The organism is Streptomyces sp. NPDC055103 (assembly GCF_053607625.1).
The window spans coordinates 14422-35757 of the sequence record NZ_JBSGTX010000069.1; the positions used below are offsets into that span (position 1 = coordinate 14422).

At 70.1% G+C, this 21336-nt stretch carries 24 protein-coding genes; 13 read left to right on the forward strand and 11 right to left on the reverse strand.

Annotation, left to right across the window (positions count from 1 at the left end; all coding sequences use genetic code 11):
* The first annotated feature begins 1019 nt into the window (after positions 1 to 1019).
* The 3 genes from ACWFR1_RS32270 to ACWFR1_RS32280 all read left to right on the forward strand — a co-directional run bounded on the left by ACWFR1_RS32270 (position 1020) and on the right by ACWFR1_RS32280 (position 3603).
* Complete coding sequence (locus ACWFR1_RS32270) at positions 1020 to 1439, forward strand: DoxX family protein (protein ID WP_453557499.1); 420 nt, start codon at positions 1020 to 1022, stop codon at positions 1437 to 1439.
* A gap of 212 nt (positions 1440 to 1651) precedes the next feature.
* Positions 1652 to 2077, forward strand: coding sequence for an Hsp20/alpha crystallin family protein (locus tag ACWFR1_RS32275; protein ID WP_453557501.1), 426 nt, complete (start codon positions 1652 to 1654; stop codon positions 2075 to 2077).
* 98 nt (positions 2078 to 2175) lie between these two features.
* Positions 2176 to 3603, forward strand: coding sequence for a lipase maturation factor family protein (locus ACWFR1_RS32280; protein ID WP_453557503.1), 1428 nt, complete (start codon positions 2176 to 2178; stop codon positions 3601 to 3603).
* 77 nt (positions 3604 to 3680) lie between these two features.
* On the opposite strand, the gene ACWFR1_RS32285 is transcribed toward ACWFR1_RS32280, so the two are convergent.
* The gene (locus tag ACWFR1_RS32285) at positions 3681 to 4592 is read right to left on the reverse strand and encodes an alpha/beta fold hydrolase (protein ID WP_453557505.1); all 912 of its coding nucleotides are present in this window, start codon (positions 4590 to 4592) and stop codon (positions 3681 to 3683) included.
* Positions 4593 to 4979: 387 nt separating this feature from the next.
* Between ACWFR1_RS32285 and ACWFR1_RS32290 the strand changes: the two genes are divergently transcribed.
* The 3 genes from ACWFR1_RS32290 (at position 4980) to ACWFR1_RS32300 (ending at position 6159) form a co-directional block, all read left to right on the forward strand.
* Positions 4980 to 5372, forward strand: coding sequence for a hypothetical protein (locus tag ACWFR1_RS32290; protein WP_453557507.1), 393 nt, complete (start codon positions 4980 to 4982; stop codon positions 5370 to 5372).
* 36 nt (positions 5373 to 5408) lie between these two features.
* Positions 5409 to 5882: a hypothetical protein gene (locus ACWFR1_RS32295; protein WP_453557509.1), complete on the forward strand. Its 474-nt coding sequence runs from the start codon at positions 5409 to 5411 to the stop codon at positions 5880 to 5882.
* A 73-nt stretch (positions 5883 to 5955) separates the two neighbouring features.
* Entirely contained in the window at positions 5956 to 6159 is a 204-nt protein-coding gene (locus tag ACWFR1_RS32300) for a cold-shock protein (protein ID WP_453557511.1), read from the forward strand.
* A 134-nt stretch (positions 6160 to 6293) separates the two neighbouring features.
* On the opposite strand, the gene ACWFR1_RS32305 is transcribed toward ACWFR1_RS32300, so the two are convergent.
* From ACWFR1_RS32305 to ACWFR1_RS32320, 4 genes are all read right to left on the reverse strand, one after another.
* The gene (locus tag ACWFR1_RS32305) at positions 6294 to 6950 is read right to left on the reverse strand and encodes an STAS domain-containing protein (RefSeq protein WP_453557513.1); all 657 of its coding nucleotides are present in this window, start codon (positions 6948 to 6950) and stop codon (positions 6294 to 6296) included.
* A gap of 189 nt (positions 6951 to 7139) precedes the next feature.
* Positions 7140 to 7352 (reverse strand): DUF5133 domain-containing protein, encoded by a 213-nt coding sequence (locus tag ACWFR1_RS32310; protein WP_453557559.1) that lies wholly within the window; start codon positions 7350 to 7352, stop codon positions 7140 to 7142.
* Between the two features lie 9 nt (positions 7353 to 7361).
* Positions 7362 to 7595 carry a hypothetical protein gene (locus tag ACWFR1_RS32315; RefSeq protein ID WP_453557515.1) on the reverse strand — a complete coding sequence of 78 codons (234 nt, stop codon included), beginning with the start codon at positions 7593 to 7595 and terminating at the stop codon, positions 7362 to 7364.
* 199 nt (positions 7596 to 7794) lie between these two features.
* Complete coding sequence (locus ACWFR1_RS32320) at positions 7795 to 8184, reverse strand: DUF2267 domain-containing protein (RefSeq protein WP_453557517.1); 390 nt, start codon at positions 8182 to 8184, stop codon at positions 7795 to 7797.
* 334 nt (positions 8185 to 8518) lie between these two features.
* Here ACWFR1_RS32320 and ACWFR1_RS32325 point away from each other — a divergent pair, with 334 nt between their 5' ends.
* Positions 8519 to 9316, forward strand: coding sequence for a VOC family protein (locus tag ACWFR1_RS32325; RefSeq protein WP_453557561.1), 798 nt, complete (start codon positions 8519 to 8521; stop codon positions 9314 to 9316).
* Between the two features lie 28 nt (positions 9317 to 9344).
* On the opposite strand, the gene ACWFR1_RS32330 is transcribed toward ACWFR1_RS32325, so the two are convergent.
* The 4 genes from ACWFR1_RS32330 to ACWFR1_RS32345 all read right to left on the reverse strand — a co-directional run bounded on the left by ACWFR1_RS32330 (position 9345) and on the right by ACWFR1_RS32345 (position 12627).
* Positions 9345 to 9659, reverse strand: a complete 315-nt coding sequence (locus ACWFR1_RS32330; protein WP_453557519.1) for a hypothetical protein — start codon at positions 9657 to 9659, stop codon at positions 9345 to 9347.
* Between the two features lie 386 nt (positions 9660 to 10045).
* Entirely contained in the window at positions 10046 to 10378 is a 333-nt protein-coding gene (locus ACWFR1_RS32335; protein ID WP_453557521.1) for an Hsp20/alpha crystallin family protein, read from the reverse strand.
* A 327-nt stretch (positions 10379 to 10705) separates the two neighbouring features.
* Positions 10706 to 11059 carry a tyrosine-type recombinase/integrase gene (locus ACWFR1_RS32340; protein WP_453557523.1) on the reverse strand — a complete coding sequence of 118 codons (354 nt, stop codon included), beginning with the start codon at positions 11057 to 11059 and terminating at the stop codon, positions 10706 to 10708.
* 440 nt (positions 11060 to 11499) lie between these two features.
* Positions 11500 to 12627 carry a helix-turn-helix domain-containing protein gene (locus tag ACWFR1_RS32345; RefSeq protein ID WP_453557525.1) on the reverse strand — a complete coding sequence of 376 codons (1128 nt, stop codon included), beginning with the start codon at positions 12625 to 12627 and terminating at the stop codon, positions 11500 to 11502.
* Positions 12628 to 12962: 335 nt separating this feature from the next.
* Between ACWFR1_RS32345 and ACWFR1_RS32350 the strand changes: the two genes are divergently transcribed.
* The 6 genes from ACWFR1_RS32350 to ACWFR1_RS32375 all read left to right on the forward strand — a co-directional run bounded on the left by ACWFR1_RS32350 (position 12963) and on the right by ACWFR1_RS32375 (position 18501).
* Positions 12963 to 13712: an SDR family NAD(P)-dependent oxidoreductase gene (locus ACWFR1_RS32350; RefSeq protein WP_453557527.1), complete on the forward strand. Its 750-nt coding sequence runs from the start codon at positions 12963 to 12965 to the stop codon at positions 13710 to 13712.
* A gap of 76 nt (positions 13713 to 13788) precedes the next feature.
* Positions 13789 to 15165 carry a flavin-containing monooxygenase gene (locus tag ACWFR1_RS32355; protein WP_453557529.1) on the forward strand — a complete coding sequence of 459 codons (1377 nt, stop codon included), beginning with the start codon at positions 13789 to 13791 and terminating at the stop codon, positions 15163 to 15165.
* Positions 15162 to 16040: an SDR family NAD(P)-dependent oxidoreductase gene (locus tag ACWFR1_RS32360; RefSeq protein ID WP_453557531.1), complete on the forward strand. Its 879-nt coding sequence runs from the start codon at positions 15162 to 15164 to the stop codon at positions 16038 to 16040. Before ACWFR1_RS32355 ends, ACWFR1_RS32360 begins: the two co-directional genes overlap by 4 nt.
* Positions 16037 to 17410 carry an MFS transporter gene (locus ACWFR1_RS32365; protein WP_453557533.1) on the forward strand — a complete coding sequence of 458 codons (1374 nt, stop codon included), beginning with the start codon at positions 16037 to 16039 and terminating at the stop codon, positions 17408 to 17410. Before ACWFR1_RS32360 ends, ACWFR1_RS32365 begins: the two co-directional genes overlap by 4 nt.
* Positions 17407 to 18123, forward strand: a complete 717-nt coding sequence (locus tag ACWFR1_RS32370) for a TSUP family transporter (protein ID WP_453557535.1) — start codon at positions 17407 to 17409, stop codon at positions 18121 to 18123. Before ACWFR1_RS32365 ends, ACWFR1_RS32370 begins: the two co-directional genes overlap by 4 nt.
* 108 nt (positions 18124 to 18231) lie before the next feature.
* Entirely contained in the window at positions 18232 to 18501 is a 270-nt protein-coding gene (locus tag ACWFR1_RS32375) for a hypothetical protein (protein WP_453557537.1), read from the forward strand.
* A 61-nt stretch (positions 18502 to 18562) separates the two neighbouring features.
* On the opposite strand, the gene ACWFR1_RS32380 is transcribed toward ACWFR1_RS32375, so the two are convergent.
* Together ACWFR1_RS32380 and ACWFR1_RS32385 are read right to left on the reverse strand one after the other, a co-directional pair.
* Positions 18563 to 19561 carry a LacI family DNA-binding transcriptional regulator gene (locus ACWFR1_RS32380; RefSeq protein ID WP_453557539.1) on the reverse strand — a complete coding sequence of 333 codons (999 nt, stop codon included), beginning with the start codon at positions 19559 to 19561 and terminating at the stop codon, positions 18563 to 18565.
* Between the two features lie 22 nt (positions 19562 to 19583).
* Positions 19584 to 21335 (reverse strand): glycoside hydrolase family 36 protein, encoded by a 1752-nt coding sequence (locus tag ACWFR1_RS32385; RefSeq protein WP_453557541.1) that lies wholly within the window; start codon positions 21333 to 21335, stop codon positions 19584 to 19586.
* Position 21336: the final 1 nt, after the last annotated feature.

A 21336-nucleotide genomic window follows, 5' to 3' on the forward strand; every position in this document is an offset into this window, starting at 1 on the left:
TGGGGAAAACCCCAGGTCAAGAAGGTCAAGGCCCGGCCCCGGCGGGCCAGACCAGGGGTGCCCGATTCGCCGCACCGATGAGAGGCGAACGCTGCACGCGGAAACACTCTTCCAGGCGCGTTTCCGCAGGTCAGAACGCTTTCCTTGGTGGGGCGGGTGGGACTCGAACCCATTTCGGTGCCCCGTCTCACCTGCGACGATGCCAAACGACCGGACATATCCATCCGATTCCATCCGGCTGCGTCCCCCTCGATCCTGCTCGATCGGGAACCGTTAGGCGTTCGCCACACGGCTTTCCCTGCACCCCGTGGTCCTACCCGCAGCTGCGAAGCTTCGGAGGGCTCTGCTCCTCCAGCGCTCCCCCAATCACTGCGTAGACGGCAATGATCCCTCAGCTCTGATCCCGTGGCCGATCCCCGCGCTAGGTTACGCACCGTAGTGCACAGCCGGTGAGCTCGAACGTCTACGGTTTGACAGCGAGCGCCGTGATCCCCGCCGCTGCCGGCCGCCCAGGCCACTACGCGGAAGCCAGAGAAGCCTCGGCGACGCCCGGCTCTCGAAAGGACACAGTCGTCTTCTTCGCGACCAAGCAGTCACCGTCGTCGTCTGCCTCTGGCCGAGTGGCCGGCCGCCGAGCCGTTCGACTTCGTGGCCGGCCTGGCCGTACCGCTGCCGGTCGCCGTGATCTGCGCCGGGTCGGGTCCCGGCGTGGCTGGTGGCAGTGGATCTCGATCGAGTCCGTTGCGCTTATCTCATCCCTGCACGCTGTCCCCGCCCCGACACCCCGCTCGGTGACGACGGAGCGCATCCGCGAATAGGCCTTCGGCGTCGAGAGCCGGCGGGAGCGCCAGGACATCGGCGGCGGGCAGTCAGCCGTGGGCGGCGCGGCGGCCGCTGCCGGCAACCCCCAGCCCCGCTGCCTCTGAGCCCGAGGGCAGGAACGGCACGACGGCCGAGCCATCTGAGGGCCGCAGTGGGAACACCGAAGTATCACGGCCAGGTGTCTCAAGGAGGCCACCATGGACGTACTCGTTCTGATCGGACGCAGTCTCTTCGCGCTCCTCTTCCTCGTCTCGGCCGCCGCGCACCTGACCAAGACCAAGACCAAGGGTGGATACGCCGCTTCCCGAGGCGTACCCGCCGCCGTCCCGGCAACAGTTGCCAGCGGCCTGGTGATCCTTGCCGGAGGGCTGAGCATCGCCCTCGGCATCTGGGCAGACCTCGGCGCGCTTCTCATAGCCGCCTTCGCCTTCCCGACCGCAGTCCTGATGCACGGCTTCTGGCGGGAGAAGGAGGCCCAGGTACGCCAGATGGAGCAGACCCACTTCATGAAGGACACCGCCCTCGGCGGTGCGGCACTCATGCTGATCGCGTTCTTCTCCTACGCCGGAGACGACCTCGGCCTGACGATCACCGGCCCACTCTTCAACATCAGCTGAGCCTGCCAACGCCCGATGACGCTCCCTCTCCCCTTCGACGGAAGACGAAAGAAGAGGCCCCTGCCGGGGTTGCATACAGGCTGCACAACGTTCTCAAAGAACGCGGGGCGTGTACTTTCACGTGGCTATCGGGCGTAGAGCTGGGCGATCTGGGCACTTCGCTGCACAAGACAGAATCTCTCTATGAGACGTGCGAAAGAGAGTGATCAGCGATGCTGATGCGCACCGATCCCTTCCGTGAGCTCGACCGGATCACTCAGCAGATCCTCGGGACGGCCACGCATCCTGCGGCTATGCCGCTCGATGCTTACGAGCACGAGGGGGCCTTCCTGATCCACCTGGACCTGCCCGGCGTCGACCCCGCTTCCATCGACCTGGACATCGAACAGAACGTACTCACCATCAAGGCCGAACGTCCGGCGCCCGAGGTCAAGGACACCGACATGGTGGTCGCCGAACGGCCGCACGGGGTCTTCAGCCGACAGCTGTTCCTCGGAGAGACCCTGGACACCAGCAACATCGAGGCCAACTACGACGCCGGTGTTCTGACCATACGCATCCCTGTGGCCGAGCAGGCCAAGCCACGAAAAATCGAGATCATCCGCGGAAGCACCGGCGCCCAGGAGATCTCCGGCTGATCTCCACCGTCGCGGACCGGGCCATGCCGGCATAGCCGTTCCCGCTGCACGGGACATGGGCGGATGGCGGCGGGCCGGTGTGCGGTGGGAGTGTCGTTGTGGAGTGGTTCACCGACGCCGACTACTGGCTGGGCCGACTGGTGTTCCAGCGGGGGTTCGCGGCCCTCTACCTGGTTGCCTTCGTGAGCACCGCTCTCCAGTTCCGGGGGCTGATCGGTGAGCGCGGGCTGCTGCCGGTCCCGCGTTTCGTCAGCGCCGTTCCGTTCAGGCGGTCTCCCAGCGTCTTCCACCTCCACTACTCCGACCGCTTCTTCGCGCTCGTCGCGTGGACGGGAGCCGCACTGTCAGCCGCCGTGGCAGCGGGGATGGCCGACAGCGTGCCGCTGTGGGCCGCCATGCTGATGTGGGCGTTCCTGTGGGTGCTGTATCTGTCGATCGTCAACGTCGGGCAGGCCTGGTACGGCTTCATGTGGGAGTCGCTGCTGCTTGAGGCCGGCTTCCTGGCGATCTTCCTGGGCAACGAGCGCACCGCGCCACCGGTCCTGGTGCTGTGGATGCTGCTCTGGCTGCTGTTCCGCCTGGAGTTCGGCGCCGGGCTGATCAAACTGAAGGGCGATTCGTGCTGGCGGGATCTGACCTGCCTGTACTACCACCACGAGACCCAGCCGATGCCGGGACCCCTCAGCCGGCTCTTCCACCGCCTACCGCGCCCGGTGCACCGGGCGGAGGTCGCCGGAAATCATGTCGCCCAGCTCGTCGCGCCCATCGCGCTATTCACCCCGCAGCCGGCCGCGAGCGTGGCCGCCGGGTTCATCGTTCTCACGCAGCTCTGGCTCATCGCCTCGGGGAACTTCGCGTGGCTGAACTGGCTGACGATCACGCTCGCGCTGACCGCGATCGATGGTGTGTGGGCCTCCGAGGTCCTTGCCCTGCCCGAACCCCCGGCCTTCGCCGCCTCACCGGTCTGGTACGAGGCACTCGTGATCGCGGTGGCCGCCCTGGTGGCAGTCCTCAGCTACTGGCCGGTCCGCAATCTGCTCTCGCGGCACCAGGTGATGAACCGCTCCTTCAACCCGTTCCAGCTGGTCAACACCTACGGGGCCTTCGGCAGCGTCAGCCGGGTCCGCCACGAGGTGGTGATCGAAGGCACCGACGAACCCGAGATCACCGAGGACACCCGCTGGGAGGCGTACGAGTTCAAGGGGAAGCCGGGTGATGTCCGCCGGCTGCCCGCGCAGGTCGCCCCGTACCACCTGCGCCTCGACTGGATGATGTGGTTCGCCGCGCTCTCACCCGCCTACGCGGTGCCCTGGTTCGTGCCGTTCATCGGCAAGCTTCTGGACAACGACCCGGTCGTCCTCAGGCTCCTTCGCCGCAATCCGTTCCCGACCTCGCCACCCACGTACGTACGTGCGCGGCTCTACCGCTACCGCTTCACCGACCGGCGCGAGAAGCGGACAACGCACGCCCGCTGGCAGCGCACTCTCATCGACGACTACATCCCGCCGGTCACCAAGGCCCGCTGAGGCAGGCGGACCCTCACCTCCGCGCGAGCTGTCCTGCATCAGCGGTCACCGGGGGCGGGACCCGGCTGCGCGATGCTTCAGGTCGCAGCCCGGAACCCTGGCGGCGGGTTCGTGGAGCGGGTGGCCTCCAGCAGCACCCGGGCGACGAGCTCGGGTGCGTCGGCCATAGGAACGTGGCCGCATCCCGGCAGAAGTTCCAGTCGCGCGCCGGGGATCATGCTCTGAGCGCGCACCGACTGCCATGGCGGCAGGATCCGGTCCCGGCCGCCCCACGCGATGGTGACGGGTACATCGGGAATGTCCCCGGTGAACAGATCCAGTGCCCGCCCGGCCCGCAAGATCGCCTCGAAAGCCGCGGACTCGGGAAGGACCCGCAGCTCCGCAGCCAGCCCCTCGGGAAGCCGCAGGCCGATCAGGCTGTTCAGAGCGGCGGGCAGGCCCACCAGGCGCGTGGCCCTCGCCGCTCTCGCCACAGCCTCCGGCGATGCGGTGAGGATTCGTCCAGCGTGCCGGGCCAGGTTCAGGACGGCGTACGCGTAGCGGCGCTCTGCTTGCGTCCAGAAGCCCGCCGGGGCGACCGCGGTCACACTCCGGGCGAGCCCGGCCTGCGCCAGGCGCAGGGCGATCAGCCCGCCGAGTGAATGTCCCACCACATGCGGCCGCTCCAGCTCCAGGGCGGTGAACACCGCTCCCATCCACGTGACCGTCGTCTCCAGGTCGCGCGGCACGGCCGGGTCCAGGTCGGGCGACTGCCCGAAGCCCGGCAGGTCCAGGGCGATCGTCTCGCGTTCCTCATGCACCAGGGGGACCACGCCTTCCCACGCCCCCCGGTGGTGCCCAGCACCGTGCAGCAGGACCACCGGCTCCCCATTGCCCCGCCGCTCATAAGCCACGATGACGGGCGCAAGTCCCGGAGCACGTCCTTCCACGAACGACGACGGACGTACCTCGCTCAGCAACTCGTCTCTGCCGACCAGCCGGGCAGTCATACAAAGCGGGTACCCCTTACGGACAGCCGCCATCAGACAGGTGGCCATGAGATCACCTCTCGGACGCTCACGACTCCTTCACTCGACATTTGAAGTCGCCTCCGTTTGGGGCTCTTCCAAGATGCCGCAGCCAGACGCCGCATCGCTCCAGCAAGGCTGGCCCAAGGCCGTTTGCACGATTCCCAGAACCGGCACACCCTTGAATTATTGGATTCTCGCTAGGTCTGTACGGACATCCGGTGGTGCGAGATGGCTCCCAGGCAAGGCCGTGGACGTTCGCGTATCGCGGCTGTGGCCGTCGCGGCGACCCTTTCCCTCCCTCTTCTGCTTGCCGGCTGCGGGGACGACGGCGCGACGTCGAGTGAGACGACCCCCGTGCTTCCGCCCGTGCCGACTCAGATCGCGCCGACCCAGGGCGACCAGCCCGCCGACCCGGGCACGGCAAAGGCGGAGATCACCAAGAACTGGACCGCTTTCTTCGACCCGAAGACTCCTACGGCGGAGAAGGTGAAGCTCCTGGAGAACGGCGAGGAGATGCGGCCCGTCCTCGGCGCCTTCGCGGGCGACAAGAACGCGGCCACGAGCTCGGCAAAGGTCAAGGGGATCGAGTTCACCTCGCCGAACGACGCGGACGTGACCTACGACCTGCTGATCGGTGGCAGCCCCGCCCTGCCCGACTCCCTGGGTACCTCCGTCCTCCAGGACGGCACCTGGAAGGTGTCGGTGAAGACCCTCTGCGGCCTGGTCCAGCTCAGCGGCACGACCGTCCCCGGCTGCTGAGGCATCCCGCCGAGGTACGGAGGAGGGAGGCAGCCCGTGGCAGGCCTGCTGGTCCAGAACGATGCCGTGGTCGTACGGCTCTCATGGCGCGAGGCGCTGCTGGCCAGACGCAAAGGCGTCCGGGTTCCCCTCGTCGATGTGCAGGGGGCGAGGGTCGAGCCGGATTGGTGGCGAGGCCTGCGGGGTACCCCCGAGCGCGGTACGTGGCGGCCGGGCCGCTTCTGCATGGGCATCTGGCGCCACGCGGGCGGCGTCGACTTCGCCGCCGTGCGCGCACCCGGTCCGGTGGCTTTCGTGGATCTGTTTCCCGGCCGCCGTTTCGCCCGCCTCTCCGTTTCCACCGCCGACCCGGAGGGCGCCGCGAGAGCGGTGCGGCTCGCTGCTCGGCGGGCCCGAGAGACGACGGACACCCGTCGTGCCGCACCGCATGCCACAGCCCCCAACCTCGACGCCTCGACGGCGGAGACCTCTGAAGCGCGAGCAAGTCGAGGGCGCGATCGACACACATGAGGAGCGCCTGCGACATCCTCGACATCGAATTCGTGAATATCGATCGCAACATATTGACCGAAGGAGTTTCCCCATGACTGTCGGCACGGTGAAGTGGTTCAACGCGGAGAAGGGCTTTGGCTTCATTGCACAGGAAGGCGGCGGTCCGGACGTCTTTGTCCACTATTCCGCCATCGCATCGTCCGGATTCCGAGAGCTTCACGAGGGCCAGCGGGTGGAGTTCGACGTCGTCCAGGGGCCGAAGGGACCGCAGGCCGAGAACGTCACCCCGGCTTGACACCTCGGTCCGGACCTTCGCTGGTCAGCGCTACGCCTGAATCCATACCAGCGGTCCCGCACCCTGCACGGCCGGTACCCCGCAGCGCTCCCGCCGGGCTTCCGCCTCGGCGGCAGCGCTGCGCGGCCGTCTCCCTACAGCGCCGGGACGGCACTCTCCGCGTGCTTCGGCAGCTGAGCGCCGAGGCGGCCGAGCCGGCGTCGCCCGCACCGCGGGCACGCGGGTGCGCCGCTCGGAACGTAGGGCGACGGCACCTGCGCTCCGTTCCGGAAGTAGCGCTCGCCAGCGCGACTGCCCCGGTCGCCCTCGCCGTCGCCGCGCTCGGAGCGTTGCACCTCGTAGTCGAGCGTCCACTCGTGCCAGCAATGGCCACAGGTGAACGCCACCGTCTCCACGGCATGGGCGACAGCACCGAGGACGCCGCCTCCAGGGCTCACGCCAGCCGGCCAGGGATCGAGCACTGCTTGGACGAGGCTGTCGTACAGGGGCATGGTGCCGTCCAGCCGGGCGCCTTCGAGCAACCTCCGGAAGGACTTCTTCCGGCTCACCAGGCGAAGCTCGCCCGATCGCTGCCTGGCTTCACGGCGGGCGGCGACCAGGACGCTGAGGCCGGCCGCGTCGCAGAACTCCACGCCGCTCAGATCCACGACGACGTTCGCCGGACTGTGCGCGGCGATCACCTCATGCAGCCGCAGGCGCAGCTGGCCGCGGGTCGCGACGTCGAGTTCGCCGGACGCCTCGACGACGGGCCACCCGTCGTAGCGGTACGAAGAAACCGACAGATAGTCCATGGGAACGCCCGCCTCCCTTCCAGCCGGGCTGCCTCGGGCTCCTTTCAGGGAGGGCAGCCCACGTAAACGTACGTCAATGCCATAAATGTCACTGAATACGTGATTAGTACCCCCTGCTTCCCGTTGTCAAGAGGGACGCAGGGGTGTCGACCTGGGGCGGTCGCCCTCGTACCGTCCGGATTCGGCCGGCTACGGATCCGTTGCGTGAGGAGAGCCGATGAGGTGCTGTTCCGCAGCGGTGACGGCCTCGTGCAGCGTGCGTCTGGCCATGAGTACGCACAGCGTGTACGCGATGTCGTCCATGGCCCTGTGTGCGGCCACGTCTCCCGGGGCCTGACGGAGTCGTCCCTGACATTCCTGGAACTGCCTCAGTGCATTCGCCGTACTGCCTCGCTTGGGCAGGAGGGCACATCACACCTGGGCGGTGGGGGTGCGTACGCCCTCGATGGCGACGCGGAGAGCACGCTCGACACCGCTCGGCAGAGGTAGTCCGTGTGAGCGGTCCACGACGGCCCGGGCCATTTCGGCCACACTCACGTCGGCTCCGTACGCTGCGGCGGCCAGGACGTCCTCGGCAGCTGCGGCGGTGCATGGAGTGTTGGCCATCAGCACGCCGACCGCCACGTCCTGAGTGGACCATTCCATGACGTGAAGCGGGCGGGCGGTCTCTGCCGTGTGGCCCGCGGACAGACCGGGTACGGCCGGTCTTGAGGACTCGGCCGCAGGGGGAGGCATCGCCATGGAGGGGTCCCTTCGTCTCAGAGCCGAGCACGAGCACGGCAACGCGAGTACGAGAGATACGCCCAGTCTCGGGGACCGCCACGGGCCCTGCCACCGGGACGGCTCACAGAGGCGTCGGCTGTCCGAACAGCACGTCGTACCCAGGAGGGAGCTGCAACAGAATCCGGTGCGTGAGATAAGGGCCGGCGGCCTCCGCCGCCGTGCTGAGCACGGCGCCGATGTCCCACTGCGCGGTCGCGTCGGTCGCTCCCTCGATCCACGCGGCGGTGGCGCGTACGAAGCGTTCGGGCGAAAGGGGCTCGGCGGCCTGAAGCGGGTTGAGAAGGATCAAGGCGTACGTCTCCGGCAGCCGGGCGGCGAGTCCGGCGCGGTCGGCACCGACCAGATGGGCTCCGAGGAGCGCCAGGACCACGCGGGCGGCGCGGTCGGCCTCGTGGGTGGTGTCGTACTTTCCGCGTTCCCGTACTTCCTTGAGGAACACGTCCGTGAGCATCTGTGCCATCCCCTCGCGAGATGTGGAATATGTGCGCGAACGGTAAGGAGGGGTGGGAACCAGTTCTCCCGCCTCCGTCACGGAGGCGGCGGCTCGTGGCACCCGTCTCCCTTCTAGCACTTCACCCCAAAGCCCGACAAGAAGTAAGTCGCCGAGGCGAGGAACACCGGAGGCACGTGAGGACGGCGTGGCTTCCTACCTTTCGGTGAGCGCGGCGGCGTGGCCATTCGGCAGGTCCGCGTAGAGAGGCGGGATGGGGGGCATCGGCATAGAGAGGCGCCCCTACGCCCGCAAGCTGGGGGTCTTCGGACACGCACGGAGGGAGACTCCCGTGGTGCTGGTGGCAGCGGATGTGATCGGCGCTCCCTGCTGGCTGAGCCTGACGGCGCGCAATCGTCAGGCAGCGGAGCGCTTCTACGCGGCCGTGCTGGGCTGGACCTTTCATCAAGGCCGGTTCGGGCGGGCTTTCTCTGTGGCCGAGGCCGACGGAGTGCCGGTCGCCGGCGTGGGGGCCGTGGCGGGTGACTTCGCCGTACCGGTGGCCTGGACCCCGTACTTCGCCGTCGATGACGCGGACGCGGCCGTGGCGCGGATCCGGGAGCGGGGCGGCACGGTCGGGGTGGGCCCGGTCTCCTACCCGCCCAGCGGCCGTGCCGCTCTGGTGACCGACCGGGAGGGCGCGGTCTTCGGTGTCTGGGACGGAGAGGTTCTGGCCGAGTGGAGCGTCGGTGCCTCCAGGTCCCCGGCCTGGCTGGAGCTCCACACGGCCAACGCCTTCGACGCGGCGCTGTTCTACGGCGAGGTACTGGAGTGGGGCCAGGGCGACAGCGACGGCTGCTGCGACACCTCGTACGAGGAGGACCAGGTCGTACTTCGGCGGCGCGGGCAGCCCGTCGCCAGGCTGAACAGCGGGCCCGTCGAAGAGGCCGCCCCGAAACCCCAATTGCGGCCCCGCTGGCTGGTCCACTTCAAAGTTCCCGACCTGGACAGGGCGGTCGAAGTGGCCCTGGAACACGGTGGGGCCACGGTCGCCGGCCCGGAGTGGGGCGGTGGTCTGCAGATGACGCTCCGGGATCCCGATGGCGGACTGTTCACCCTCGACCAGTCCGACCATTCATCCTCGGCGGCATGACCCGTCCTGTCGAGGTATGCGGGTGGGGTCAGTCCGGGTCGCGTGCGATGTCCAGCGCGAGGGCCTGCAGGATCGCCTCGGTGGGCGTATCGGGCCCGGTCTGGTCATAGGCGTCGGCCACCTGCTCGAAGGCTAGGACGAATCCGTTGATCAAGGCACTCAGCGGCTCGGAGAGCTGGTCGAGCACAGCGGAACCGACCGCGGCAGGATCGTCGGTGTCGGGGACGAGGAATGCCGTCGGGATGACCTCGCCGAGAAGGTCGGAGACGTAGTCCGCTCCGACCCCGCCGCGCAGAGCGGTGAGTGCCGCGATGGCTTTGAGCTGGATCTCGTTCTCGGTCATGTGTCGAGCGTAGGGGGGGGAGAGGGAATGGCGGGAGCGGAGCCGTTGCGCAGGGGCCGTGAGTGATCAGCGGGTCGGTCGGCGCTGATCACTCACGGCCGGGAGGATGGCATTTGTCGAGCTTGGCGGCTTATGCTCGCAGCGAAGGCGGTTCCCCGCCACCCGCCCCGAAGAACCACGGTGTCCCCCAGTGAGCCAGCACATACACGTCCGTGTCCGTCAAGGCATCGCGGTGTCAGAGAGCGGCGACCTGATCGAGGAGTACAGCTGCCGATGCGGCACCTCCTGGAGCAGGACGTACAAGGAGCAGCCGGACCCGGAGCCAAGCTGACCACCGGGTCCGAGCACTGGTAGCAGAGACCGGCTACACGGGTACCGAGGACTGGCTAGGCGGTTTCGCCGGTGATCTGCTTGTGCTGTCCGATCTCGATCCTGCGACGCTTCGCCTCCGCTGCCTTCGGGATGCGTACGGTGAGGATGCCGTCGCTCAGGTCGGCGTCGATGCTGTCGCTGTCCACCGCCGACGGGAGCGTGGTGCGGTAGGAGAACTTTCCGCTGCGGCGACTCAGCACGGTGCCGCGGCTCTCCTCGGTGAGCTCGCCGCTGATGAGCAGCTCGTTGCCTTCCAGTTCGATGTCCACGTTCTCGGCGGGGACACCCGGCAGCTCGGCCCGTACGACGTACGTGTCGTCCTCTTCCTGCTCCTCGACCATCGGCATCCAGGCGCCGCCTGCAGCCGTTGGAATCGTGGACCGCTCCAGGAACCGGCCCATCTCGCTCCATGCGTTCTCGAAATCGCGGAACGGATCTTGGTCTCCCCATGGTGGACGGTGCCGCTGCAGGGCACTGCCACGGAAAATCGGCACAGCCATGACCCTCTCCCATCTACTCCGGTGAATCCTTCTGATCTGCGAGTAACCCGGAACGGGCTGGCCAAACGAGTGCGCGAAGAGCCGTGCTCGCCGATTCCTCCCGCACCGCGTACCACGCGGACACGACACGCCAATCCCCGCTCGCGAGGCCAGGCCCCATCCCAAGGTGGTCGTTCATGACCGGCGGCGGATCGACCCGGAACCCTCCAGCTCAGAGAGCCCGACGAGGAACGTTCCTGGCACGCCTTCAAGCCGCCTCGGCGACAGCCTGCGGGATCGCAGCGCCCAGGCCCACTCGACGGCCGCCACGACCTCGTCGTCCGAGGACTCCAGGAGGTGTCCGTACCGGTCGACGGTCGTCGTGATCGACTCGTGGCCGAGGCGGGCCTGGATCACGGGCAGCGGGACCTTGCCGGCGATGAGCCAGGAAGCATGGCTGTGGCGAAGGTCGTGGATGCGCGGACGCTTGGTGAGACCGGCGGCGTTGGCTCCGTCCAGGGCGGGCTTCCAGCGGTGCGCATGAAACACGCCTGAGTGCCAGGCCCCGCCGCCGCGCTGCTCACCGTCTACGGAACCGGGGACGCGGCCCTGCTGGACGTCCTGTTCGGCCGCGCCCGCCCCGAGGGCAAGCTGTCCGTTCCAACTGCCTCGGTCGATGCGGGAGGTGACGCAGGGCCGCCCGGACGTCCCCCAGGAGAGCCCGAACCCCCTCTTCCCCTTCGGGGCCGGCCTGCGGTACTGAACCCGGGTGTGCGGTGCCGGACGGGTCTTTCCGGCACCGCACCGTGCTGGTACGTGCGTACGCAGATCGAGCAGCGGGGCAGTTGAGGCCATCCCTGCCCCCGGATCGCTGTCACCGCCGTACGGCAGCCGCGGCCGTACGGCGGACGCAGCCGTGAACGAGGCACCGTACGCCAGGGCACACGCAGCACCGTGCGTGCCCTGGACGGCGGCGCCCGCTCTCCGTCTCAGGCCTGGGCGAGCCAGGCGCGGCATAGCCACCACGCGTCCACGGCGCCGAAGGTGGTGTGCGGGTCGATCCCGGTGACGTCGGCGAAGCGCTGCAGCCGGTTGCGCACTGTGTTCGGGTGGACGAAGAGCCGCTGCGCGGCCGGCGCCGCCTCCCGGTTCGCCTCCAGCCAGGCGCTGACCGCTTCGGCGACCGGTGCGGCACCAGGTCCGAGTTCACTCCAGGCCGACCGGTGACGGGCCAGGAGCACGGCGGCCAGGTCGGCCCGGTCCGCGACCGCGGCCAGGGTGGCGACGTCGGCGATGTGGATGACGCCGGTTCGCCCCCCGGACTGCGCTGCGGTCAGTGCGGCGACCGCGAGCCGCTGCGCGGCCGCGAGGCCCTCGGGATCGGCCGGACCGGCGACGCCCGCCGTGGTCCCGGTGGGGAATGGCAGGGCTGCCGGGGACTGAGCGAGGATCGCGGTGAGCAGACCGTCGTGGACCGCGGACAGCACCGGGGGATGGTCGGACAGGGAGCGCTGCAGGCCCAGGGCCGCCTCGGCGGGCCGCGAGACCAGGACCCACAGGCCGCGGGTGACCGGCAGGCCGGCTTCCGCGGCCGCCAGGACCGCCGCCGATCCGCCTGCGAGGAGGCGCCGCAACAACACGGTGGCCCGCTCGCTCTCACGCGGGGTCTGCTCGGCCCGGGCCGTTCGGTGGGCGGCGATCAGCCGGGCACGCACCGATTCCGCCCAGTCGCCGAAGAGCTCGCGCGCGTCGAGGAGCAACTCGGCTGGGACGCCGTCGGCCGCGGCTACCTCCCGTGCCCGGGACCAGATGGCACGTTCGGCCACGTGGATCGCCCGCAGCACCGCCTCGACCGGCACGCCCTGCCGGGCTCGCGCCACGGCGAGCTCCTCGACGAACGACATTTCCGCCGGTGTCGGGCCGCGTCGGGCTTCCAGCGCCCGGGTCGCCGCGACGAGCAGGGCGCGGGTGTGTCCGGCGATGTCGGCGGACGTGAGCTGCGCGATCTCCGGCACCGTCGCACGGACGCTCGCCACGGAGGAGGCCAGCAGGTCCTCCTCGCCGACGACCCGCTCGATGAGGTCGATCACAGTGGTCCAGTCGTGCCCTCGGCGCATCCCCCGATAGTGCCCACTCCTTGTGGTGCGGCACAACCGGCCCCTCGAAATCCGTGCCCGCCGCCATTCTGCCTGCCGCTCGCAGCATCTACGGTTGGCTCCCAGCACAACGCGGCACGGCGGCATGGCGGCATGGCCGATCGGCCGGGACAGGCCTTGGCGGGCGCCGCAGGACGCGCGGACCCGTCCCTGAACCGCACCGCGCCGTTCCGCATGGCTCCACAACGAGAATTCGGCACCCGGCTCCCGGTCGGCGGTGCCCGTCGAGCGGTGCGCCCGGAACTGCCGGGAGCCCCGTGAGAGCCCGCCCCAGAGAGCCCGAGAGAGGAACGTACATGACCGCAGTCACCGTCGTCACCGGTGCCGTGGGCGGAATCGGCAGTGCCCTGATGGGGAGGTTCGAGGAGGCGGGACACACCGTGGTGGGCCTGGACCTGCCCGGTGTGCTCCCGTCCGGCGACGACAGCCTCATCGGCTGCGACATCACCGACGAGGAGCAGGTGCGGGAAGCGTTCGCGCGGATCACCGCCCGCCACGGGCGGATCGACGTACTGGTCAACAATGCCGGCATCTCGGCGATCGGCGGGCTGCTCGACCACGACGCCGCCACCTACCGCCGGGTCATGGAGGTCAACTACCACGGGGCGCTGATCTGTACCCGGGCCGCACTGCCGGAACTCGTCCGCACCCGCGGGCGGATCGTGGTGATCGGCTCCGTGGCGGGCTTCGCCCCCGTCCTCGGCCGCCCGGCCTATGTGGGGGCCAAGCACGCCGTCACCGGCCTGTTCACCGCGTTGCGGCCGGAACTCGCCCCGCAAGGGATCTCGGTGACCCTGGTGCACCCGACCTTCGTGGCGGGCGGGATGACCGAGGCGCCGCGCGCCGCCGACGTGCGGCGCCCTACGACCGGCCTCGAGATCACGTCCGACACCGTCGCCCGCGAGGTCGTCCGGGCCGTGGCCACCGGCAAGGACCTGGTTCTGGTCGGTACGACGGCCAAGCTCGCGTGGTGGGCCAACCGCGTCTCGCCCCGGGGCTACGCACGCCTGATGGCCCGCCGCCTCGACCGCGCCGCCACGCTCTGACCCACCCGCCCCGCCCCCGGTTCCGCCGCACGGACGCCGGGTCGCCCGTCCCCGCCGGCTCCGAGAAGGAAGCACCATGACGCCGATTCTCCCCGCCCCGCCCGCCCGCGTCGCCGTGATCGGCGCCGGGGCGTCCGGCCTGGCAGCGGTCAAAGCCCTGCTCGACGCCGGGCTCACCGTCGTCGCCTACGAGAAGGGCGATCGCCCCGGCGGGCTGTGGGCCAGGGACAACTCCAGCGGCCTGTCACCGGCCTACGCCTCACTGCACCTCAACACGAGCAAGGGGCGCACGCAGTTCGCCGACTTCCCGATGCCCGGCACATGGCCGGACTACCCGTCGGCCGACCACGTGGCCGGTTACCTGTCCGACTACGCGGCCGCCTTCGGCCTCACCCCCCGCATCCGCTTCCGCAGCACCGTGGTCGGTGTCGAACGCGACCGCGCGGCGGGCACGTGGGCGGTGACCACCGAGACCGGTGAGACCGACAGGTACGACGCCGTCGTCATCGCCAACGGCCACAACTGGCAACCGCGTCGGCCCGAGCCCGGCTACCCGGGCCGCTTCGACGGCACCCAGCTCCATGCGCACGAGTACCGCACCGCCGACACCTTCCGCGACCGGCGGGTCCTGGTGGTCGGCATGGGCAACTCCGCGATGGACATCGCCGTCGACGCGTCGTACGTCGCGCGGGGCCCGGTCCTGCTCTCGGCCAGGCACGGCGTCCACATCGTGCCGAAGTACCTCTTCGGTCGGCCGTCGGACGCCACCGGCGGCGCCTTGGCGGTGCTGCCGTGGCGCCTGCGCCAGCGGATCGCCGAAGCCATGCTCCGTCTGGCCGTGGGCACCCCGCAGCGCTACGGACTCCCCGCCCCCAGCGGGGGGCTTCTGCAGAACCACCCCACCATCAGCGACACCGTCCTGCACCGCCTCACCCACGGCAAGGTGGTGGCACGGCCCGGCATCGAGCGCCTCGACGGTGATCGCGTGGTCTTCTCGGACGGCACCAGCGACGGCGTCGACGTGATCGTCTGGGCCACCGGCTATCGGGTGACCATCCCGTTCCTGGCACCCGCCTGGGTGGGCGACGACCCCGAGAGCCTGCCGTTGTACAAGCGCGTCTTCCACCTGGACGAGCCCAGCCTGGCCTTCGTGGGGCTCATGCAGTCCACAGGCGCCGCGCTGCCCGTGGTGGAGGCCCAGGCCAAACTGGCCGCCGCCTACCTCGGCGGGACATACGCCCTGCCCCCGGCCGAGGAGCGGCGCCGCGCGGTGGACCGTGCCCTGAGGGCCGCCACCGACCGCTGGGGCCACGACCGGCGGCCGATGATGCGCATCGACTTCGACGACTACCTCGCCGACCTGCCGCGCGAGATCAAGGCGGGGCGCGCCCGGCTCGCCCACGGTGACGCCCTTGCGTTCAGCCCGGCCAACGACGAACGGACCTCCGCATGACCGCCACGAAGCACACCGAGCACCGCACCGCCCCGGCCGCCCGGCGCCGCGGACTGCGTGACGCGGACGGACTGCGCGTCATCGTCACCGGCGCCTCGGGCACCATCGGCCGGGCGGTCTGCGCCCGCCTCAGCGACCTCGGCGCGCACGTCGTCGGACTCGATCTCCGCCCCGGTCCCGGCGACCCGGTGCAGGTCCTGGCGTGCGACATCACCGACGACCGCAGCGTCCGGTCCGCGGTGACCGCCGCGCTCGACACCCTCGGCGGCCTCGACCTCCTGATCAACAACGCCGGGATCGGCGGACCGGCCCCGGCCGAACTGGCCCCCGGTGCCGAGGTCCGCCGCCAGATCGAGATCAACCTGCTCGGCACCTGGCGGGTGACCGCCGCCTGTATGGACGCCCTGCTGGGCTCCCGCGGACGGGTCGTCATGCTCGCATCTCGCATGGCCGTCCTGCAGTTGCCGCTGGCCGCGGCCTACGGCGCGTCCAAGCGGGCGCTCGTGGCGTACGCCGATGCCCTGCGGCTCGAAGTCGGCACCCATGTCGGCGTCACCTGCGTCTACCCGTCCGCCGTGCGCAGCCCGATCCACGACTCCACCGCCGCCGCCGGGCTCTCCCTCGAGGGCATGAGCACCTACGAGCCTCTCGACGGCGTGGTCGAGGCGGTCCTGCGCGCGGCACTCGTCCGCCAGGCGCGCCGGGATGTGACGACCACACGCAAGGGGGCGGTCGAGTTCTTCCTCGCCCGCCACCTGCCGTGGCTGACCGACCGCATCGTCTCGCGCACGCTGGCCCGGCGCGTGCGCTCCGGTGCCTTCGACGGAGCGGAACTGGCCGCGGGCGTGACAGCGCGTCACAAGGCGGCCTCATGAAGGCGACACCCGACCCGCCCGTGGCCGTGCCCCCCGCGCAGCCCGACTCGTCCCCGCGAGCCGCGGCCGGTGACCTCACCCGGTATGCCGCCGGATCACTGGGCATGGGCGTGTGGGTCACGGTTCCAGGCCTGCTGCTGCTCTACTTCCTCACGAACACCCTCGGCGTCCCGCCCTTCCTGGCCGGATTGACCCTGCTCGTGCCGAAGATCCTCGACGTGATCGTCCACCCGCTGCTCGGCGCGCTCTCCGACCGCCAGGCACGTCGGGACGGGCATCGCCGAGGCCTGCTGCGCCTGGGCCTGCTGCTGGGGGCCGCCATGATCGCGATGTTCACGGTCCCCGACGGCCTCTCCGGCGCGCCGGCCGCGATCTGGGTCGGTGTCTGGTTCGTCACCGGCAACCTGCTCTTCGCCTCCTTCCAGGTGCCCTACCTCGCCACACCGTCCGATCTGCCGATCGGCTATCACGAGCGCACGCGCGTTCTGATGTTCCGGATGCTCTTCCTCACCCTCGGTCTGCTCGGCGCGGGCGTGGCCGCGCCCGCGCTGGTGTCGTCCGCCGCCGACCGCGACGGCTACTCGCGCATGGCCGTGGTACTGGCCGCATCCATGGCGCTGACCTGCGTCGTCGCCGTGGCAGGCGTGCGGCGGCTGACCGACCGTTGCGGTTTCCGCATCCCGGACGAGCGACCTCGCTCGGCAGCGACGGGAACCTCCATCGTGTGGCGGGATCGCGACTTCCGGGCCCTGGTGCTGTCGTACCTGTTCACCGGGACCACCACTCACCTCTTTCTCGCGGCCGTGCCCTTCTACACCGCGTACGTCCTCGGGAACGGCCGCCTCACCCCGGTGTTCATGGCAGGCTTCCTCGCCCCCGCCGTGGTCGCCGGCCCTGGCTGGATGTGGGTGTCACGCCGGATCGGCAAGCAGCGCGGGCTGCTGCTCTCGCAGGGCATCTTCATGGGCGGAGCGCTCGCGCTGCTCGCGGGACGCACCGTAGGCCCGTTCGCGACGCTGGGCCTGATCGTGGCGATGGGCGTCGCGTTCGCCGGGCTGCAACTGCTCGCCTTCTCGATGGTTCCGGACGCGGTGGCCGCCGCTGAAGCACGCGGCTCCGCCCATGCGGGCGCGTACACGGGTATGTGGACGGCGGCCGACGCGAGCGCGTCCGCCCTCGGTCCGTACGTGTATGCCGCGATCCTCTCTCTCGGCGGCTTCGTCGCCACGACCCAGGGGCACCCGACAGCACAGTCCCACTCCACGCTCACCGCCATGCTGCTGGGCTTCTGCGTCGTGCCCGCCGCTCTCATGGGCGTGGCGCTGGCCTTCCAGCGCCGCTGCGCGCTCGACCGGCAGGCGGTCCGATGACGCGGGACCTGCTCACCTCCCCGCACCTGCTCGCCCTGATCGGCGTCTTCGCCGGTGCGGTGGCCCAGAGCGCCACCGGAATGGGCTTCTCCCTGATCGCGGCACCCCTCATGGTGGTCTGCCTCGGGCCGCATGAGGGTGTCGCTTCCACCGTCGTACTTGCGGCACTGGCCTCGGTACTGCCGCTCGCGCGCGACAGACGCCACACCCGCGTCGTCGACGTGATCCGTCTCCTGGTGCCCACGGTGGTGTGCACACCGTTGTTCGCCTTCGCGTTCCGCGGCATGAGCACCCGCTGGCTGGCGGTGATCGCCGGCGCGGGCGTCCTCGCCGCCGTGGCGCTGCTGGCCTCCGGAGTGCGCTCACGTTGGATGAGCGGCCGTCACGGTGCGCTGGCCGCGGGCGCCGGCAGCGCTCTGCTCAATGTCGTCGGCGGCGTCGGCGGCCCACCGATCGGCCTTTACGCGGCGAACGCCGAGTGGGACGCGGCGACCACACGCGGGAGCCTCAGCGCCTTCTTCATCGTGCAGAACCTGGTGACGGCCCTGCTTCTGGGCTTCGTCGCGCCCGGAGCCGAGGAACTCTCCGCACTGGTCGCCGGAACGGCCTGCGGCGTGCTCATCGCACGGCGACTGCCGTCGGCGCTGCTCCGGACGGCCGTGCTCAGCGTCTCGACGGCGGGTGGCCTGGGCCTGATCACGGGAGCGCTCTGACCCAAGTCGGCAGGACCGGGCGATGGCTGTGTCCCGTCCGAAGTCGGAGGCCCTCGGCCCGGATCGGCCTCGCCCCGGCGGAGCACCCCGAACAGCTCGCCCTGATCGGTGAGCCGCCGACAGGTCAACGCCACCCAGACCGTCATCGCCGCCACCCGGCGCAGTCGGCTCAGGGGGTTGTTCTCCCGGGGCGTGGGCGAGACCGTCATCGACGGCTCGGGCGGTGACATCGAAGCCTACGTGGTGATCCACGCCGAAGCCGCGCACGGCCGGCTCCCGCACCGCCACACGGCTTCCCGCGAAACGCGCGACGCCCAGGCCGGAGGGCACGATGTGGACCTGCAACTGTGGGGACACACAGCAGCATCCGATGGGTGAGGACGGCTGCCCGGTCGGTGTCGTCAGCCCGGGCCATCTCCGGCGACGGAGCGGCGCCCGCTCACGCCCCCGGGGCCGGACCGGTTGAGGCTCGGATCACCAGTTCCGGGTCGAAGAGGAGCTCTCCGGTCGGTACGTCCCGGTTGCTGACGAGTTCCAGGATGCTCCGCCCGACCTCCAGTGCCAGGCGATCCGTGGGCTGCCGCACCGTCGTCAGGGGCGGGTCGAGGAACTCGGTGATCATCGTCCCGTCATAGCCGACGACCGAGACATCGCCAGGCACGGAGTACCCCTGGCGGCGGATTCCGCGAATCGCGCCGAGGGCCATGTAGTCACTCGCCGCCACGACCGCGGTGGCGCCCAGGCCAAGCAGGGACGCGGCGGCGGCCTGACCGCCCTCCACGGTGTACGACTGGCGGATCACCCACTGCTCGGCGTCCTCGACACCGCGCCTGCTCATCGCTTCCACGAAGCCGCGTACCCGCCGTTCGGCGGGCCGGTTGCCCGTCGGCCCCGAGGCCATGCCGATCCTGCGGTGGCCGAGCCGGTACAGATGGTCGACGGCCAGCTCCGCCGCGAGCGCGTCGTCCGTGGTGAAGACGGGGGCGGGCACCCCGTCGGCGAACTCGCCGTTGACGCCGATGTACGGAATACGGCGGGCACGGAGCAGTTCGTACGCGTCGGTGTCGGCGCCGTCCAGCGTGTTGGACGCGGAGAGGAAGACCACGGCCGCGATGCCCTTGTCGACGATGGACGTGATGAACTCGGGCTCCTGCACACCGCCGGGGAACGCCGGACAGAGCACGGTCTTCAGCCCGTGCGGGGCGAGCGAGGACTCGATGCGCTCGGCGACGTCGGCGAAGAACGGATTCGAGACGCGTTCGGTGACGACGGCGACCAGCTGGCCCTGTACCGGGCGTTCGTAACCGAGCTCGGCCATGGCGCTCTCGACCGCGTCCCGCGTCCTCTTCGCCACCCCCTGCCGCCGGTTGATCACCCGGCTGACCGTCGCCTCACTCACTCCCGCGCGAGCCGCGATGTCGACGATGCCGACCTTCACAGGTCCCCTTTCGACATGAGGTTCATCCGATGCTCCTGACCAGTGCCAACCCCATCCGCGGAACGGAAAGGCTCTGCAGCCCGGGGTGGAGGGTTGTCCGGCTCCGCTCGATCATACGGCCGTCACATGTATGGACCGCGATTTCCGTATACGCTGCGGCGCCCTCGACGTCCAGCACGAGACGGTCCACGTCCGAGGCATTGACCAGAACCGTTTCCCTGGACTCCGCAGGCCGGACACGCACCGCGCGCTCGCCGTGCACGGCCAGCACGCTCACCCCGTCCGCCTCGGCACGCACCAGGGTGTACAGGTCGTCGGGGCGGCCGGGCCGCACGGTTCCGTCGAGCAGCTGCGGGCGCAGCCGCCGCCACTGCGCCAGCCAGAAGCGCAGCGCCTCGATGTGGTCGGGCGGCAGCCTGTCGAGCCGGACGGAGATCTGCGGTACCGAATGCAGGGCCCCGACGAGCTGCCGCGCCGCGGCTTCCACGGGGCCTGCCGTGCTCCACAGCAGCGGGTCGGAGTGTACGGCTCCGCCCACGGCGAGCAAGGCCGTGTCGATCGTGCGCACCCGGTTGGCAGCGGCGTCGCCCGGGCAGTCGAACGACCGCAGCATGTTGCCGAACGGCACCATGCCGGGGCCGACGTACGGCTGCCGGAGTTCGAGCAGGAGCTCGGAACGTTCCGCTTCCAGCGCGGACCGCAGTTCGGTGAGCAGCAGGGTCAGGGTCTGCCCGATGTCGTCGCCCCCGCCGGCGTACACCATGGCCTCGTCCAGGAAGTCGATCTTGAGGCCGTCGAGCCCGTGGTCGCGAACGAGGGACACACATGTGTCGACCACGTGGGCCCGCACCTCGGGCCGGCGTGGATCGAGGACGTATGCCCCGGGTACGGTCGCCGCGACCGGTGCGCAGGTTGCCCACTGGTCGTAACAGTCCGCCTCGGGGCCGAGCAGCAGCGGGGCGATCCAGGCCATGTATCGCAGGCCGGTACGGCGCACGCGGTCGACGTGCCCGGTGAAGTCGGGGAACTTCGCGGGGTCGGCCTTCCAGTCACCGCAGCCGGCGTAGCCACGCCCGCTGCCCAGGTGCTGCCAGCCGTCGTCGAGGATGAGCACTCCGCAGCCCACGTCGGTGGCGAGTTCGGCCTGCCGCTCGACGGAGGCGGCGTCCACCTGCTGGTTGAAGGCGTACCAGGTGGAGTAGACGGGCAGTCGGGCCGATTCCGGGACGGGCATGGCCCGCGTCCCGGCCGCGAACCAGTCGCGCAGGGCTCCCAGCGCCGAGGCGACCGAGGGGCGGCGCGGCACGAACAGGATGCGGTGCGGGTCCGGGGCCGCAGGCAGTTCGAGGTGCACGACGTAGGTGTCGTTCTCCTCGGACACCCCGAAGCGAAGCCGGACCTCGGGCACCGGGTCGGTTGCCGCGAAGGTGAGCATGGTCGCACCGGAGTGGTCGTACAGGCATCCCGTGGCGAACCCGTCGACGAGACTGACGGTGGATCGCCCCGCCCAGTCGGGGACGATGGTGCGCGTCCAGCCGGCCTTGGGGTGCCAGTAACCGGTCGCGTCACCCAGGGGGAGGGACAACCGGATCTCGACGGGTGCGCCGCCGGCGTCGATGTGGAGCATCCGCAGGCCGTCCGGGAGCTCGGACAGCGTCCATGTCGGTTCGGTTCCGGGAGCGAGGACGGCCATCTCGACGGTGTCGAGCAGCGGCTCGTACGTAGTCGGCGCGAGTTCGGCGGTGGTGACGGCCTCGTGGGTCAGGGTGCTCACA